General features: G+C 62.9%; 14 protein-coding genes. 2 read left to right on the top strand and 12 right to left on the bottom strand.

What is annotated here, in order from left to right; genetic code table 11:
- Positions 1 to 81 precede the first annotated feature (81 nt).
- Positions 82 to 1,149, top strand: coding sequence for a TraB/GumN family protein (locus tag NKJ55_RS12515; RefSeq protein WP_023679785.1), 1,068 nt, complete (start codon positions 82 to 84; stop codon positions 1,147 to 1,149).
- Positions 1,150 to 2,078: 929 nt separating this feature from the next.
- Here NKJ55_RS12515 and lpdA read toward each other — a convergent pair.
- The 10 genes from lpdA to mdh all read right to left on the bottom strand — a co-directional run bounded on the left by lpdA (position 2,079) and on the right by mdh (position 13,309).
- Entirely contained in the window at positions 2,079 to 3,485 is a 1,407-nt protein-coding gene (lpdA, locus tag NKJ55_RS12520) for a dihydrolipoyl dehydrogenase (RefSeq protein ID WP_352450167.1), read from the bottom strand.
- 18 nt (positions 3,486 to 3,503) lie between these two features.
- On the bottom strand, positions 3,504 to 4,259 hold the full coding sequence (locus NKJ55_RS12525; RefSeq protein ID WP_352450168.1) for an SDR family oxidoreductase: 756 nt from the start codon (positions 4,257 to 4,259) through the stop codon (positions 3,504 to 3,506).
- Positions 4,256 to 4,783: a hypothetical protein gene (locus NKJ55_RS12530; protein WP_352450169.1), complete on the bottom strand. Its 528-nt coding sequence runs from the start codon at positions 4,781 to 4,783 to the stop codon at positions 4,256 to 4,258. Before NKJ55_RS12530 ends, NKJ55_RS12525 begins: the two co-directional genes overlap by 4 nt.
- 23 nt (positions 4,784 to 4,806) lie before the next feature.
- Positions 4,807 to 6,105, bottom strand: a complete 1,299-nt coding sequence (gene odhB, locus NKJ55_RS12535) for a 2-oxoglutarate dehydrogenase complex dihydrolipoyllysine-residue succinyltransferase (RefSeq protein ID WP_352450170.1) — start codon at positions 6,103 to 6,105, stop codon at positions 4,807 to 4,809.
- Between the two features lie 29 nt (positions 6,106 to 6,134).
- Complete coding sequence (locus tag NKJ55_RS12540; protein ID WP_352450171.1) at positions 6,135 to 9,122, bottom strand: 2-oxoglutarate dehydrogenase E1 component; 2,988 nt, start codon at positions 9,120 to 9,122, stop codon at positions 6,135 to 6,137.
- Between the two features lie 134 nt (positions 9,123 to 9,256).
- The gene (sucD, locus tag NKJ55_RS12545) at positions 9,257 to 10,159 is read right to left on the bottom strand and encodes a succinate--CoA ligase subunit alpha (protein WP_352450172.1); all 903 of its coding nucleotides are present in this window, start codon (positions 10,157 to 10,159) and stop codon (positions 9,257 to 9,259) included.
- A 48-nt stretch (positions 10,160 to 10,207) separates the two neighbouring features.
- The gene (locus NKJ55_RS12550) at positions 10,208 to 10,579 is read right to left on the bottom strand and encodes a cupin domain-containing protein (RefSeq protein WP_352450173.1); all 372 of its coding nucleotides are present in this window, start codon (positions 10,577 to 10,579) and stop codon (positions 10,208 to 10,210) included.
- 32 nt (positions 10,580 to 10,611) lie between these two features.
- Positions 10,612 to 11,103, bottom strand: coding sequence for a hypothetical protein (locus NKJ55_RS12555; protein WP_352450174.1), 492 nt, complete (start codon positions 11,101 to 11,103; stop codon positions 10,612 to 10,614).
- Positions 11,103 to 12,299 carry an ADP-forming succinate--CoA ligase subunit beta gene (gene sucC, locus NKJ55_RS12560; protein WP_352450175.1) on the bottom strand — a complete coding sequence of 399 codons (1,197 nt, stop codon included), beginning with the start codon at positions 12,297 to 12,299 and terminating at the stop codon, positions 11,103 to 11,105. The genes NKJ55_RS12555 and sucC overlap by 1 nt, the downstream gene beginning before the upstream one ends.
- A gap of 41 nt (positions 12,300 to 12,340) precedes the next feature.
- A complete protein-coding gene (mdh, locus tag NKJ55_RS12565) occupies positions 12,341 to 13,309 on the bottom strand; it encodes a malate dehydrogenase (protein WP_352450176.1) in 969 nt (322 codons plus the stop codon).
- 232 nt (positions 13,310 to 13,541) lie between these two features.
- On the opposite strand from mdh, the gene NKJ55_RS12570 reads away from it, so the two are divergent.
- The gene (locus NKJ55_RS12570) at positions 13,542 to 13,970 is read left to right on the top strand and encodes a GNAT family N-acetyltransferase (RefSeq protein ID WP_352450177.1); all 429 of its coding nucleotides are present in this window, start codon (positions 13,542 to 13,544) and stop codon (positions 13,968 to 13,970) included.
- Between the two features lie 34 nt (positions 13,971 to 14,004).
- On the opposite strand, the gene zapE is transcribed toward NKJ55_RS12570, so the two are convergent.
- A complete protein-coding gene (zapE, locus tag NKJ55_RS12575; protein WP_352450178.1) occupies positions 14,005 to 15,207 on the bottom strand; it encodes a cell division protein ZapE in 1,203 nt (400 codons plus the stop codon).
- Between the two features lie 83 nt (positions 15,208 to 15,290).
- Complete coding sequence (locus NKJ55_RS12580; RefSeq protein WP_352450179.1) at positions 15,291 to 15,830, bottom strand: protease inhibitor Inh/omp19 family protein; 540 nt, start codon at positions 15,828 to 15,830, stop codon at positions 15,291 to 15,293.
- Positions 15,831 to 16,113 lie beyond the last annotated feature (283 nt).

A 16,113-nucleotide genomic window follows, 5' to 3' on the forward strand; every position in this document is an offset into this window, starting at 1 on the left:
TGCATGTGTCGGTGGGCATCTCGCAACAATTTTGATGCGCCGGTTAACCGTTTTGCCGCTTTTTGCGCCTAGAACCGCAGCATGAAACGCCTCATCGCCATCGCCGACCGCGCGACCCATATGTCGCTGAAGCTGCTCGTCGCGCTCAACGCCCTGTTTTTCCTCTCTTTCCTCATCGTCGCGCTGCTCGCCGCGGGCAAGGCACGCGCCGAGACTTCGGCCTGCGCCGGTAGCGATATGCTGAGCGCGCTGCAAAAGGACGACCCGGCTGCCTACCGCAAGATCGAGGCAGACGCGGCAGCGACGCCGAACGGCAAGGGCCTGCTGTGGAAGCTCGAAAAATCGGGCGAAAAACCGTCCTTCCTGTTCGGCACCATGCACGTTACCGACCCGCGCGTCACCACGCTGCCACCCGCCGCGCAGAAGGCATTCGATGCGGCTGGCACCGTCATCATCGAGACCACCGAAGTGCTCGACAAGCAGAAGATGATGGCCGCACTGCTGAAAGAGCCGGATCTGATGATGTTCACCGACAAGACGACGCTTTCGTCGCTGCTGTCGCCGGAGGATGCGGCGGTGGTCAACAAGGCGCTCGATGCGCGTGGCATCCCGCCAGCGACCGTCGCCAAGATGAAACCCTGGTTGCTGTCGGCGATGGTGGCGCTACCTGCATGCGAAGTCGCCCGCCAGGCTGGCGGTGCGCCGGTGCTCGACGTCAAGCTTGCCAAGGACGCCGAGGCTTCGGGCAAATCGGTCGAGGGCCTGGAGACAATCGCCGACCAGCTGCGCGCCATGGCTTCGCTGCCGATCGCCTTTCACCTGAAGGGGCTGGTCGATACGCTGAAGCTTGGCGACAAGGTGAACGATGTCAACGAAACCATGATCGTGCTTTACCGGCGTGGCGACACTGGCATGTATGTACCGCTGTTTCGGGCCGTCATCCCCGAACAAGTCGACGACCAATCGGGTTACGCCGAATTCGAGCAGACCATGATCACCAGCCGCAACAAGGTGATGGTCGATCGTGCAGCGCCGATCCTCGCCCACGGCAATGTCTTCATGGCGGTCGGCGCCATGCACCTTCCCGGAGCGCAAGGCTTGGTCGAGGGTTTCCGCAAGACCGGCTATACGGTGACCGCCGTCAACTGAACGACACGGCGGAGTTGCACACCGAATCATTGCCGAGGCGGGATCAGCCCTTACGCGTGGCGCGACGGCGGACCAGCCGCGCTTCGTGCCAAGAAACCGAAAAAGGTTCGGTTTGGCTCGATCGAACCCATTTTGCGGTGGAAATGCATGCTTGCGAGCGATTCCGGATCAGAATTGCCCTGTTTTCGGCGTTTTCAACGCCTAATGTGAAACCGATTCAACGATTGTACGTTGATGGCTATTACTTGATGTTTTTCATCCACGGAGGACACTTTTATGGCGAACACACCCAATCCGAACGACCCATTCACCTCACCGGGTACCGCACGGCCACGCGGCGGCGGCAGCGGCTGGCTGATTGCACTGGTCGTCGTTATCCTGGCAATTGTCGCCTATTATGTTTTTGGAAGACGTAGCGAGGCACCTGCGCCTGCCGAACCGCCCGCAGCCAGCACACCGGCTCCGGCCCCAGCACCTGCCGAGCCGATGAAGCCAGCCGAACCGGCTCCTGCGCCAGCTCCGGCGACACCCGCTCCGGCTCCCGCTCCGGCAGAACCTGCACCCGCTCCGGCCCCTGCGCCAGCCCCGGCTCCGGCTCCCGCACCAGCACCGGCCCCGGCTCAGTGATCAGACTGCTGATTTAATATATGAACGGTCCGCTGAAAGGCGGGCCGTTTTTTTGGGGAGCAGCCGTCGATGCTCTGAGCTGCGATTAGCCATGGGTTAACTTCATCTTCGTCATCCAGCGCGGAGCAGGAGCGAAGCGACATCGCGGAGACCCTGGAATCCATCTGTGGTTCAGAATGGAGGCCGTCTGTGGTGATCCTTCGCGCCCCTCTCTGTCCTGCCGGACATCTCCCGCACTTGGGGGGAGATTGGCTGTCAGCCCCGCTTTCGCCAATCGCCACCGTCGCCTGCGATTCAACCGCTCAGATATGGATCGGCTTGAAGAACGTCGCCAATGCCGCCTCCTTTACCGCTTCCGACATCGTCGGATGGGCGTGACAGGTGCGGGCTAGGTCTTCCGACGAGCCGCCAAATTCCATCAGCACGGCCGCCTCATGGATCATCTCGCCGGCGCCGAAGCCGACGATGTGGACGCCGAGCACACGGTCGCTGGCCTTGTCGGCCAGGATTTTCACAAAGCCGTCGGTGTGCAGCATGGCGCGCGCGCGGCCATTGGCGCTGAACGGGAATTTTCCGGCCTTGTAGTCGACGCCGGCCTTTTTCAATTCTTCTTCGGTCTTGCCGATCGAGGCGATTTCCGGCGTGGTGTAGACGACGCTCGGAATCACGTCATAGTTCACATGACCGGCCTGGCCGGCGATGGTTTCGGCCACCGCCACGCCCTCGTCCTCAGCCTTGTGTGCAAGCATCGGCCCGGCGATGACATCGCCGATGGCATAGATGCCATGCACGTTGGTCCTGAGATGGCCGTCGGTCTTGACCCGGCCGCGCTCATCGACGTCGACGCCGGTCTCCTTCAGCCCGAGAGCGTCCGAATAGGCCCGTCGTCCCGTCGCAATCAGCACCGCGTCCGCCTCGATCGTCTCGGCTGCTCCGCCCTTGACCGGCTCGAAGGTAACCGTCGCCCCCTTCTTGGCCTTGGCGACGCCAGTCACCTTGGCGCCCAGCCTGAACTCAAAGCCCTGCTTCGACAGCAGGCGCTGGAACTGCTTGGAGACCTCGCCATCCATGCCGCCCAGGATGGTGTCGAGGAACTCGACCACGGTGACTTTGGCGCCGAGCCGCGCCCAGACCGAGCCGAGCTCCAGACCGATGACACCACCGCCGACCACCACCAGATGGCCCGGCACCTTGTCCAGCGACAGCGCGCCGGTCGACGAGACGATCACCTTCTCATCGAAATCGACCTCGACGCCGGGAATGCCGGCGACGTCGGAGCCTGTGGCGATGACGATGTTCTTGGTGTCGATCTCCTCGACCTTGCCGTCATCGGAGGTCACCGACACCTTGCCGGCCGCAACCACCTTGCCGGTGCCACGAAAACTGTCGATCTTGTTCTTCTTGAACAGGAAGGCGACGCCATTGACATTGGCCGTCACCGTCGCATCCTTGTGTGCCATCATCTTCCCAAGATTGAGCTTGGGCGCGCCGATCTCGACGCCGAGCGCCTCGAAGGAATGGCCGGCCTCGGCAAATATCTCGGACGCATGCAGCAGCGCCTTTGACGGGATGCAGCCGATGTTGAGGCAGGTACCGCCGAAGGTCGGGTTCTTTTCGACTACCGCCGTCTTCAGACCGAGCTGCGCCGCCTTGATGGCGCAGACGTAGCCGCCTGGTCCCGATCCGATGATAACGACGTCATAGGCCATGATACTGTCCCTTTTGCTTTAGCGGCCGCCGCCGATTTCCAGATTGGCGCCTGTTGTGTAGGACGCCTCGTCCGACAGCAGCCAGAGAATTGCGGCTGCGACCTCCTCGGCGGTGCCGACGCGCTGCATGGGCACCACCTTGCGCATTCTCTCGACGCGATCCGGCTGCCCGCCGGAGGCATGAATTTCGGTGTCGATGATGCCCGGGCTGACCGCGTTGACACGAATGCCTTCACCGGCCACTTCGCGGGCAAGCCCGATGGTGAAGGAATCGACCGCGCCCTTCGAGGCGGCGTAGTCGACATATTGACCCGGCCCGCCAAGCCTTGCCGCGATCGAAGAAACATTGACGATGGCGCCACCCTTGCCGCCATGCCTGGTCGACATCCGCTTCACCGCCTCGCGGGCGCAAAGCATCGGCGCGATCACATTGATGCGCATCATGCGCTCCAGCCTTGCAGCGCTAAGCTCGTCGACGCGCGCGCTCTGGTCGACCACGCCGGCATTGTTGACGAGCGCGTCGAGTCGACCGAAACGGCCATCGACAGCCTCGAACATGGCCAATACGTCCGTCTCGCTGCCGACATCGGCCTTGACGGCGAAGGCTTCTCCGCCAGCGGCATCGACGTCGGCGACCACCGCTTCGGCGGCTTTTGCATTCGACGCGTAATTGACCGCAATGCGATAGCCGGCCTTGGCGGCAAGCCTGCATGTAGCGGCGCCGATGCCGCGGCTGCCGCCGGTCACCAGCAGGATTTTTCCGCTCGCGCTCATTCCTGACATCCCTTCAGGGCAAAGACGTCCCAGGGCACCTTGGAAAAGCCGTTGGCGCCATAGGCCGCCGACATCTGCAGCGACGCTCCCAGATCGGGCAGGATCAGCTTCTTCGGCGCATCCTTTCCTTCGCCCGGCAGCAACGCGATATTGCCCTGGTCGTCGGCAGTGTAGATGACGCCCTCCCACACAGTGCAGGCGGCGAGTTCGTCGCCGGTGACGTCGCCGGCCGGGCATTTGTACATCAGCGAGCCATGCGGCCGCGCCACGCCCTCCGTCCACATGACGATGCCGTCGAGCACGACGCCCTTGTCGAGCACCATCTTGAAGCTGTTGGTGACGGCGGCCGACTCGCCGGTCGGCCTGAAATCGATCTCGGCGGCGTTTTCAGGATCGCCATAGACGGCGAGCTCGAGCGGGCAGGCGGCATGGGCGGCGGAGACCGTCTGCACGCCGAGTGCGCAGATTGTGACAAACAAACCGGACCGGAAACGAGACGAACTCATCCGGCGGCGCAGATCCATGCTCCGGCTCACGTCGGCTGCCCCTAGAGGTCGAGCACCAGCCGCTCAGGATCCTCCAGGCTTTCCTTGACGCGGACCAGGAAGGTCACCGCTTCCTTGCCGTCGACGATGCGGTGGTCGTAGGACAGCGCCAGATACATCATCGGCCGGATGACGATCTGGCCGCCGACCACCATCGGCCGCTCCTGAATCTTGTGCATACCCAAAATGCCCGACTGCGGCGCGTTGAGAATCGGCGTCGACATCAGCGACCCGTAAACGCCACCGTTGGAAATCGTAAACGTGCCGCCTTGCATATCCGCAACCGACAGCTTGCCGTCGCGCGCCGCCAGCCCCAGCCTGCCGATGTCCTTCTCGATTTCGGCGATCGACATCTGGTCGGCATTGCGCACAACCGGCACGACAAGGCCTTTCTCTGTACCGACGGCAACGCCGATATGAGCGTAGTTCTTGAAGATGATGTCGGTGCCATCGATCTCGGCATTGACCGACGGGATCTCCTTCAGCGCATGGGTGACGGCCTTGGTGAAGAAGCCCATGAAGCCGAGCTTCACGCCGTGCTTCTTCTCGAACACGTCCTTGTATTTGCCCCTCAGCGCCATCACCGCGCTCATGTCGACCTCGTTGAAGGTGGTCAGCATGGCGGCGGTCGATTGCGCTTCCTTGAGGCGGCGCGCGATGGTCTGGCGCAGCTTGGTCATGCGCACGCGCTCCTCGCGCGACGCATCGTCGGCCGGGGACGGCGCGCGCGCGGCAACGGGTGCCGGTACAGGCGCTGCCTTCGGCATTTCGGCCGGCTGCGACGGCGCGCCCCTGGCGATCAGGTCGAGCACGTCGCCTTTCAGCACCTGGCCGCGCTTGCCCGAGCCCGACACCTGGTCGACTGCGAGATTGTGCTCGGCCAGCAGCTTTGCCGCCGACGGCGCCGGCGGCATGGTGCGCGTCTCGATTGCGCCGGCGTCGCCGGCGATCTTGGCCGTCTCGGCAGCGGCCTGCTTGACGCTCGAGGCCGCAGTCGGAGCCGAGGCCTGCGACACCGCCTCCTGCTTCGTTGCCGGAGCGGCGGCATTGGCTGCCGCGCCGGCGCCTGCCGAAATCGTGCCGAGCAGTGCGCCGACGCCGACCGTCTCGCCTTCCTTGACGGCGATCTCGGCGAGCGTGCCCGCGGCGGCGGCCGGCACTTCCACCGTCACCTTGTCGGTTTCGAGCTCAACCAACGGCTCATCGGCGGCGATCGCGTCGCCGACCTTCTTGAACCATTTGCCGATGGTTGCCTCGGTGACGGATTCACCAAGTGTCGGGACGCGGATTTCGGTTGCCATTGTGCCTGTCCGTTTCTTTCGGTTCTGTTCTATTCACCAAGCGCGTCGTCGAGCAAGGCGGCAAGCTGGGCGAGATGCTTCGACATCAATCCGGTCGCCGGCGAGGCGGCGGCCCGCCGGCCGGTATAGCGCACCCGCTGATGCTTGGCGTCGATATGCGCCAGCACCCATTCGAGATACGGATCGATGAACGACCAGGCGCCCATGTTCTTGGGCTCCTCCTGGCACCAGACCATCTCGGCATTGCGGAAGCGCGACAGTTCGGTGATCAGCGCCTTGGCCGGGAACGGATAGAGCTGCTCGACGCGCAGCAAGTAGATATCGTTGATGCCGCGCTTCTCGCGCTCTTCGTAGAGGTCGTAATAGACCTTGCCCGAACAGAGCACGACACGGCGGATCTTCGAATCCTTGGTGAGCTTGATGGCCTGGCCTGACAGCAGCTGCGCGTCGTCCCACAACAGCCGGTGAAAGGCGCTTTCGCCCGACATCTCCGGCAGCGTCGATACCGCCCGCTTATGGCGCAGCAGCGACTTCGGCGTCATCAGGATCAGCGGCTTGCGGAAGTCCCGCTTCAACTGCCGGCGCAGTATGTGGAAATAGTTGGCCGGCGTCGTGACGTTGGCGACCTGCATATTGTCTTCGGCGCAAAGCTGAAGGAAGCGCTCGAGCCGGGCCGACGAATGCTCGGGGCCCTGGCCTTCGTAGCCATGCGGCAGCAGGCAGACGAGGCCCGACATTCTGAGCCATTTGCGCTCGCCCGACGAGATGAACTGGTCGAAGACCACCTGGGCGCCGTTGGCGAAGTCGCCGAACTGCGCTTCCCACAGCGTCAGTGCCTTCGGCTCGGCCAGCGAGTAGCCATATTCGAAGCCGAGCACGGCCTCTTCCGACAGCATCGAGTTGATGACCTCGAAACCGGCCTGCGCCGCCGACAGATTGTTGAGCGGGATGTAGCGTGTCTCGTCGCGCTGGTCGTAGAGTACGGAATGGCGCTGCGAGAAGGTGCCGCGCTCCGAATCCTGGCCGGACAGCCGGATCGGATTGCCGTCGAGCAGGATGGCGCCGAAGGCCAGCGCCTCGGCCGTGGACCAGTCGATGCCTTCGCCCGACTCGATCGCCTGGCGGCGGTTGTCGAGGAAGCGGATGATCGTCCTGTGCGCCTCGAAATCCTTCGGCACCTCGGTCAGTTTCTTGCCGATCTCCTTCAGCGTCTTGACCGGCACCGCAGTCTTGCCGCGCCGCTGTTCGTCCTGGTTGTCGGCCGAGCGCAGGCCGGACCAGGCGCCGTCCAGCCAATCGGCCTTGTTGGGCTTATAGTGCTGGCCGACCTCGAATTCCTGCTCGAGATGCGCCCGCCAATCGGCCTTCACCTTTTCGAGCTCGGCCTGGGTGATGTGGCCTTCCGCGATCAGCCGGTCGGCATAGATCTGCATGGTCGTCTTCTGGTTGCGGATCTTGCGATACATGATCGGCTGGGTGAAGGCCGGCTCGTCGCCCTCATTGTGGCCGAAGCGGCGGTAGCAGAACATGTCCACCACGACAGGCTTGTGGAACTTCATGCGGAATTCGATCGCCACCTTGGTGGCATGGACCACGGCTTCCGGATCGTCGCCATTGACGTGGAAGATCGGCGCTTCGATCATCTTGGCCACGTCGGACGGATAAGGCGACGAGCGCGAGAAGCGCGGGTTGGTGGTGAAGCCGATCTGGTTGTTGATGATGAAATGCAGCGTGCCGGCGACGCGGTGGCCGCGCAGGCCCGACAGGCCGAGGATTTCGGCAATCACGCCCTGGCCGGCAAAGGCCGCATCGCCATGCAACAGCAGCGGCAGCACCTTGGCGCGCTCTTCCAGCGGCACGATCTCCTCGCGGCTGCGGCCGAACAGATAGTCCTGCTTGGCGCGCGCCTTGCCCATCACCACCGGATCGACGATTTCCAGATGCGACGGGTTGGCGGTCAGCGACAGATGCACCTTGTTGCCGTCGAACTCGCGGTCCGACGAGGCGCCGAGATGGTACTTCACGTCGCCCGAGCCCTCGACCTCGTCGGGCGCTGCGGAGCCGCCCTTGAACTCATGGAAAATGGCGCGGTGCGGCTTGGCCATCACCTGCGACAGCACGTTCAGCCGGCCGCGATGCGCCATGCCGAGCACGATCTCCTTCATGCCGAGCTGGCCGCCGCGCTTGATGATCTGCTCCAGCGCCGGGATCAGCGACTCGCCGCCATCGAGGCCGAAGCGCTTGGTGCCCTTGTACTTGACGTCGATGAATTGCTCGAAGCCTTCCGCCTCGACCAGCTTCTGCAGGATCGCCTTCTTGCCGGCGGCGGTGAAGGAGATCTCCTTGTCGGTGCCCTCGATGCGCGCCTGGATCCAGGCCTTCTCCTCGGGATCGGAAATATGCATGAATTCTACGCCGAGCGTCGAGCAATAGGTCCGGGTCAGGATATCGAGCATCTGCCGGATGGTGCCGAATTCCAGCCCGAGCACATTGTCGAGGAAGATCGGCCGGTCGTAGTCGGCTTCGGTGAAGCCGTAATTCTCCGGCGACAGCTCGTTATAATCCTCGAGCGGCTTGGCAATGCCAAGCGGATCGAGATTGGCGTGCAGGTGGCCGCGCATGCGGAAGGCGCGGATCATCATGATGGCGCGGACGGAATCGCGCGTCGCCTGATGCACGTCGGCGTCGGAAAGCGCTGCGCCGTTGCCGGCCGCCCTGTCCTTGACCTTTTTTTCGATGTGCTTTTCGACCAGGCCCCAATTGCCGTCCAGCGCCGAAACCAGCTCGCCATTAGCCTGCATCGGCCAGGAGGGCTTGGCCCAAGAGGCGCCCTTGGCGTTCCTGCGCACGTCGCCGGCGTCGTCCTTCAGCGCCGCGAAGAAGTCCTGCCATTCGGGATCGACGGAAGCGGGATCGTCCTCATAGGCGGCATAGAGCGCGTCGATATAATCGGCATTGCCGCCATAGAGGAAAGAGGTAAGCGAAAACTGGTCGTTGGCCTGATCTTGTCTTGCCATGTCATTGTCGAAGCCTTTGCTTCGTCTCCTTTGTTGGAGGGGAGTAAGGGAATAGGGGAGTAAGGGAGTAGGGCAAATGCCCTCGTCTTGTTCCCTACTCCCCTATTCCCGTACTCCCTTACTCCCTTACTCCCCTAACCCTTGATCGCCTCGACCAGCGTCGTGCCGAGCCGGGCCGGCGACGGCGAAACCTTGATGCCGGCCGATTCCATCGCCGCGATCTTGTCCTCGGCGCCGCCCTTGCCGCCGGAGATGACCGCGCCCGCATGGCCCATGGTGCGGCCCGCCGGCGCGGTGCGCCCGGCGATGAAGCCGGCCATTGGCTTGCTGCGGCCGCGCTTTGCCTCGTCCTTAAGGAACTGCGCGGCATCTTCCTCGGCCGAACCGCCGATCTCACCGATCATGATGATCGACTTGGTCTCGTCGTCGGCGAGGAACATCTCCAGCACATCGATGAACTCCGTGCCTTTGACCGGATCGCCGCCGATGCCGACGGCGGTGGTCTGGCCGAGGCCGACATTGGTGGTCTGGAACACCGCCTCATAGGTAAGCGTTCCCGAGCGGGAAACAACGCCGACCGAGCCCTTGCGGAAGATGTTGCCGGGCATGATGCCGATCTTGCATTCGTCCGGGGTCAGCACGCCGGGGCAGTTGGGGCCGATCAACCGCGACGTCGAGCGGTCGAGCCTCGCCTTGACCTTGATCATGTCCATCACCGGTATGCCCTCGGTGATGCAGACGATCAGCGGGATCTCGGCCTCGATCGCTTCCAGGATCGCTTCCGCGGCCCCTGCCGGCGGCACGTAGACGACGGAGGCATTGGCGCCGGTCCTGGCCTTGCCTTCGGCTACGGTGGCGAAGATCGGCAGTGCCTCGCCCTTGGCGCCGGTCCAGGTTTCGCCGCCCTTCTTGGGGTGGATGCCGCCGACCATTTTCGTGCCGTGATAGGCCAGCGCCTGTTCGGTGTGGAACGTGCCGGTCTTGCCGGTCAGGCCCTGCACCAGCACCTTGGTGTTCTTGTCGACGAGAATGGACATGATGGTCCTTTTAAAAACCGTTGATCGGGGAAGGCCGCGCGCTCATGGTCACAACCGCTTCAGCTCGGCGACGGTAAGGTCGCTTTTGGCATTGCCGGTGTTGAGCGTCGTTGCCGGCTCGAACATCAGCACCACCGGCTCCTCGCTTAGCGAGCGCGGCCGGTGCTCGACGGCGCGCGGCACGACAATGAACTCGCCGCTGCCAAGCTCAACCGTGCCGTCGCGGAAATCGATGGCGATGCGGCCGCGCAGCACCAGGAATGCTTCGTCTTCATTGTCATGCGCGTGCCAGTCGAAGACGTCGCCGAATTTGGCGATCTTGACTTGGGAATCGTTGACGTCGCCGGCAATATGCGGATCGAAGACCTTGTTGATCTTCTGATCCGCCGCCTCGACGAGATTTATCTTGTACGGAGGCATCGCCTATCGACCTTGACCCTGAAGTTCTGTTTTCAAGCTGGGCATTTTTGGTTTCCATGAACGACAGCACCGATCCATTGGCCCCCGGCGCGCCGGGTCGTCACGATCTGCACCGATAAATTGCCGTTAGACGTTCTCAATTCACCAAGGGACTTGGGGTCATCATCGGCTTGGAAACTGCTGCCATATTTGGTCAGAAGCTTTTTCAGGATCATGTTGGCGGCCAGCTTCGGATCGTTGGTGCCGAAGGAGACCAGGCAGTCGCAGCGACCGTTCCAACTCTTGATTGAGGCAACGATCTCCGTGGCCTTGTAGACTTGCAGCCCGTCGGATCCGGCCTTGAACCCGCTTTGCCGGGCAACCGCGTTGAACCGGCCGAAGCTGGGCGCCGTTGCCGGACATAAGTTCATGAAGAGATTGACCCTCTTGCCGATCCAGGCGGGCGACTTCGAACTATCCGCGGCCGCAGCAGCGCTGGCCCAAAGGGCCATGCCGGTCAGCGCTAGGGCCAGCATCCGCTGCATCAGACGCCCTTCACCGCCGCGACGATCTTCTTGGCTGCGTCATCAAGATCATCGGCCGACACCACGTTTAGCCCGCTGTCGTTGATGATCTTCTTGCCGAGCTCGGCATTGGTGCCTTCCAGCCGCACAACCAGCGGCACTTGCAGGCCGACCTCCTTGACAGCGGCGATGACGCCCTCGGCGATGATGTCGCATTTCATGATGCCGCCGAAGATGTTGATCAGGATGCCTTTGACCGCCGGATCCTTGGTGATGATCTTGAACGCCGCCGTCACCTTCTCTTTCGACGCGCCGCCGCCGACATCGAGGAAGTTGGCGGGCTCGGCGCCATAAAGCTTGATGATGTCCATCGTTGCCATGGCGAGGCCGGCGCCGTTGACCATGCAGCCGATATTGCCGTCGAGCGCGACATAGGCGAGGTCGTATTTCGACGCCTCGATCTCCTTCTCGTCCTCTTCGGTGGTGTCGCGCAATTCGAGCACGTCCGGGTGGCGAAACAGCGCATTGTTGTCGAACGACACTTTGGCGTCGAGAACGCGCAGCCGGCCGCTCCTCATGACGATCAAAGGGTTGACCTCGAGCAGGCTCATGTCCTTCTCGACAAAGGCCTTGTAGAGGATGGGGAACAGCGTGGCGCCATCCTTGGCGGCGTCGCCGTCGAGCTTCAGCGCCGCGTTGAGCTTCTTCACGTCGTCGGCCGTCACGCCCTTTTCCGGGTCGATGGCTACGGTGATGATCTTTTCCGGCGTGTCGTGGGCGACCGCCTCGATGTCCATGCCGCCCTCGGTCGAGACGACGAAGGCGACGCGCCCGACCGAGCGGTCGACCAGGATCGACAAATAGAGCTCGCGCTCGATGTCGGCGCCGTCCTCGATATAGAGCCGGTTGACCTGCTTGCCGGCCGGGCCGGTCTGCTTGGTGACCAGCGTATGGCCGAGCATCTCCTCGGCGTTGGCGACGACCTCGGCCACCGACTTTGCCAGCCTGACACCGCCCTTGGCATCGGCGCCGAGCTCTTTGAACTTGCCCTTGCCGCGACCGCCGGCATGGATCTGGCTCTTGACCACATAGAGCGGGCCGGGCAACGCCTTGGCGGCGGCTTCCGCCTCGTTCGCCTTGAACACCGGCACGCCCTCGGCCACCGGTGCGCCAAAACCTTTCAGCAGCGCCTTGCCCTGATATTCATGGATGTTCATGCGCTATGTCTCCAGCTTGCTTGGCGGGCTTGGTTGCCGGCTTACTTGGCCGCGAGATGCGGAGCGATCTTGACGCAGGCGTCGCACAGGCCCTGCACCGCCGCGACTGAATTGTCGAACATCTTCTGCTCGTTCTTCGCGAGCTCGATCTCGATGATCCGCTCGACGCCGCCGGCGCCGATTACAACGGGAACGCCGACATAGGTGTTCTTGACGCCATATTGGCCCGAAAGATACGCCGCACAGGGCAGCACCCGCTTCTTGTCCTTGAGATAGGCTTCGGCCATGGCGATGGCCGAGGCGGCCGGCGCATAAAAGGCAGAGCCGGTCTTGAGTAGGCCGACGATCTCGGCGCCGCCGTCGCGGGTGCGCTGCACGATCTGGTCGAGCCGCTCTTTCGAGGTCCAGCCCATCTTGATGAGGTCGGGCAGCGGGATGCCGGCAACCGTCGAATAGCGGATCATCGGCACCATGGAATCGCCGTGGCCGCCGAGCACGAAGGCAGTGACGTCCTCGACCGAGACCTTGAATTCCTCGGCAAGGAAATAACGGAAGCGCGAACTGTCGAGCACGCCGGCCATGCCGACGACATGGCTCTTGGGCAGGCCGGAAAACTTCTGCAGCGCCCAGACCATGGCGTCGAGCGGATTGGTGATGCAGATGACGAAGGCTTTTGGCGCGTATTTCTTGAGGCCGGCGCCGACCTGCTCCATCACCTTCAGATTGATGCCTAGAAGATCGTCGCGGCTCATGCCGGGCTTGCGCGGCACGCCGGCGGTGACGATGCAGACATCGGCGCCCTCGATGCCGGCATAGTCGTTGACGCCGGTCAGCCTCGAGTCGAACCCATCGACCGGCGACGACTGCGCGATGTCCAGTCCCTTGCCTTGCGGGATGCCTTCGGCGATATCGAACAGCACGACGTCGCCGAGATCCTTGAGGCCGACCATGTGGGCGAGGGTGCCGCCGATCATGCCCGAGCCGATGAGCGCTATCTTGTTGCGTGCCATGTCAGGATATTTTCCCTTTGACTATGACGGCGCCCAAATCCTTGACGATTTGATGACGGCGTCGGAGGAAGAGGCCGGAATGCTGCGGAACCGCGAAATTCGCCGCACGCAATAGCCCCGGCCGCACAAAAATTCAAACGATTATTTTGGAGTGAGTAATTTCAATCGGTTAGAAACAATGGGAATTACGTAAACGTCAAAATTCTGAAGCCGACTAGAGGAATTCTACACAATGGCACTGGAAATCAGAAGGCTGTTTCCTGACGATGACGCCCTTGTGATGCGGGTTGCCGATGAAGTCTTCGACGAGCCGGTCAGGCCGGATCGGCTCTCCGCCTATCTCGCGGAGCCCGGTCATTTCATGGTCGTGGCCCTCGCCGACGGCATCGTCGTTGGCCAATGCGCAGCCGTCATCCACCGCCACCCGGACAAGGTGAGCGAACTCTACATAGACGAGGTCGGCGTGGCGCCGGCCTTTCAACGCCAGGGCATTGCGACGAGGATGCTCGGCGCCATGTTCGCACTCGGTCGCGAGCATGGCTGTGAGGAGGCGTGGGTCGGCACCGAGCCGGACAATGTTGCTGCTCGCGCAGTTTACGAGTCGCGAAAAGAGCCGCATGGGCCGGCGGAGGGGTTGGTCATGTATGTTTATCAATTATAGGCGCCGGCGGCAGCGCCACCTTCGGTACTATCCCTCACGCCTGTGCCTGCCGTGCCTCCGTCGATGATCCCTGCGCCCTCTGCCTCTCCGCCCAGTCCTCCAGCCAGTCGTGGCTCTGCATCTCGATCAGCCGCGATGCGGTGCGCTCGAACTCGAAGACTTCGTTGCCGCGCTTGGCCGTATAGAGCTGCGCCGGCGGTGCCGCGGCGCTCAGCACCAGCCGTACATGATGATCGTAGAGCGTATCGACCAGCAGGATGAAGCGCTTGGCTTCGTTGCGCTTGCCTTCGCCGAGCACCGGCACACGGTCGATGAAGATGGTCGAGAAACGGCTGGCAATGGCAAGATAGTCGCGGGCGCCGAGCGGCCTCTCGCAGAGATCGGCGAAGGAAAAACGCGCCGCCTCGCCGGCAGCACGCGGCACTACGACGTGCCGGCCCTTCACCGTCAGCATCGTCTCGGCCGTCGGCCTGCCATGCGTCATCACCGCCCACGCGTCGTCGAGCGCATGGTCGGCGGCGGCATCGGCCGGGGTGACGTAGACCGGCATGCGGCTGAGCTTGTCGAGGCGGTAATCCTTGTCGGCGTCAAGCGCCAGCACCTGCGCGTGGCGCTCCAGGATGGCGACAAACGGCAAAAACAACTGACGGTTCAGGCCGTCGCGGTAGAGATCCTGCGGCGCGACATTGGAAGTGGCAACCAGCACCACGCTATTGGCAAACAACGCCGAAAACAACCTTGACAGGATCATCGCATCGGCGATGTCGGTGACGGAGAACTCGTCGAAGCATAGCACCCAGGCTTCCTCGGCCAGCGCGCGCGCCACCGGCGGGATCGGGTCGTCCTCCTTGGCCGTGCCGGTCTTGCGAGCCTGCCGGTGCTTCTGGATGCGGTCCTGCACGTCGGCCATGAAGTCGTTGAAATGCACCCGGCGCTTGCGCCGCACCGGCAGCAGCTCGAAGAACATGTCCATCAGCATGGTCTTGCCGCGGCCGACGCCGCCATGGATATAAAGGCCCTTGACCGCCTCGTGCACCTCGCGCTTGCGGGCGAACAACCACCCCAGCGCGCTTGATTTCTGCGCCAGCCGCTTTGCCGATATCTCTTCGATCAGCCGGTCGAGCGCAGCGGCGATCCGCTCCTGCGCCGGATCGCGCCCGATGGCGCCCGTCTCGACCAGATGGTCATAGCGCTGCTTGACGGTCGCATGGGTCTGGAGGCCGTCACGCAGATGCATTGGTCACGTCGTTCCGGAGCAATTCCAAGAAAAGTGTGTAGCGGTTTTCTGTCCGGAATTGCGTAACAATGGGGGCCGTTCTCTTACCTTGTAAGCGAGATCGGCAGGCCGTTGGAAGTCTGGCCGTCGAATTTCTCGCCGCCCGAGGAATAGAGCCGTGCCAGCGTGCCGCCATTCTCGTCAAAGAGCGTCAGCTGTTTGCCGGCGACGTTCCAGGATTTGATGCCATCGAGCGGCGCCGGGCAATGCAGCGGTCCGGCGCGGTAGCCCGAACCGAATTTGGTCTGCGGCGTCGCCACCTGACAGCTCTGGCCGGACACGCTTGCCTTCCACACGCCGGCGACGCTGGAGGCGGTCAGGTCGGCCGCACCGGCCGGCGCCGTCCCGTCCGGCGGCAGCGAGGCGACCTGCGTGTTCTGCGGCGCGGTTGGAAATTTCGATGGATCGGCCGGGCCGGGTGTCGCCGGAGGCGGCAGCTGGTTTGCGGTCACCTTGCCGGCGGGCGCAGCTTCCAGTGGCGCCGGCTGTTGCTCGTCCATTGATGTGAACCGTGAGGTTGAACAGCCGCTCGCAACGAGCGCGGCCAGCGATACGGCCAGCAGGCCGGTTTTCGAAAATTTCATTCTTCAACCTCCGTCGGATCGGGCTGGGGGTGCCGTCCGCGCAATGTCCCCCTCACCAAGATGGCGAAGGTGGCGAAATTTCAACCCGATATGGTTAAAATACGGTTTGCGCCGGTAATGTTGCAAATTTGTCGCAAAATGCACATTACCTGAATTGCGTTACGCCTTGGCCGTTTGGCCGACACCTCCGGTTGATTCGATACGGCGCGCTGGCGCCAAATCCTTGGCGTTCACCTCAAATGCTTGTGCGGGCCGGCTCCGGCATTATCTCTTGGGATCAGCA

The sequence above is a fragment of the Mesorhizobium sp. M0106 genome, from assembly GCF_040322715.1.
Lineage (GTDB): Bacteria > Pseudomonadota > Alphaproteobacteria > Rhizobiales > Rhizobiaceae > Mesorhizobium.

Coding starts and splice junctions, on each gene's coding strand:
- NKJ55_RS12515 (WP_023679785.1), top strand. CDS start 82: ATGAAACGCCTCATCGCCATCGCCGACCGCGCGACCCATATGTCGCTG.
- lpdA (WP_352450167.1), bottom strand. CDS start 3,485: ATGGCCTATGACGTCGTTATCATCGGATCGGGACCAGGCGGCTACGTC.
- NKJ55_RS12525 (WP_352450168.1), bottom strand. CDS start 4,259: ATGAGCGCGAGCGGAAAAATCCTGCTGGTGACCGGCGGCAGCCGCGGC.
- NKJ55_RS12530 (WP_352450169.1), bottom strand. CDS start 4,783: ATGGATCTGCGCCGCCGGATGAGTTCGTCTCGTTTCCGGTCCGGTTTG.
- odhB (WP_352450170.1), bottom strand. CDS start 6,105: ATGGCAACCGAAATCCGCGTCCCGACACTTGGTGAATCCGTCACCGAG.
- NKJ55_RS12540 (WP_352450171.1), bottom strand. CDS start 9,122: ATGGCAAGACAAGATCAGGCCAACGACCAGTTTTCGCTTACCTCTTTC.
- sucD (WP_352450172.1), bottom strand. CDS start 10,159: ATGTCCATTCTCGTCGACAAGAACACCAAGGTGCTGGTGCAGGGCCTG.
- NKJ55_RS12550 (WP_352450173.1), bottom strand. CDS start 10,579: ATGCCTCCGTACAAGATAAATCTCGTCGAGGCGGCGGATCAGAAGATC.
- NKJ55_RS12555 (WP_352450174.1), bottom strand. CDS start 11,103: ATGCAGCGGATGCTGGCCCTAGCGCTGACCGGCATGGCCCTTTGGGCC.
- sucC (WP_352450175.1), bottom strand. CDS start 12,299: ATGAACATCCATGAATATCAGGGCAAGGCGCTGCTGAAAGGTTTTGGC.
- mdh (WP_352450176.1), bottom strand. CDS start 13,309: ATGGCACGCAACAAGATAGCGCTCATCGGCTCGGGCATGATCGGCGGC.
- NKJ55_RS12570 (WP_352450177.1), top strand. CDS start 13,542: ATGGCACTGGAAATCAGAAGGCTGTTTCCTGACGATGACGCCCTTGTG.
- zapE (WP_352450178.1), bottom strand. CDS start 15,207: ATGCATCTGCGTGACGGCCTCCAGACCCATGCGACCGTCAAGCAGCGC.
- NKJ55_RS12580 (WP_352450179.1), bottom strand. CDS start 15,830: ATGAAATTTTCGAAAACCGGCCTGCTGGCCGTATCGCTGGCCGCGCTC.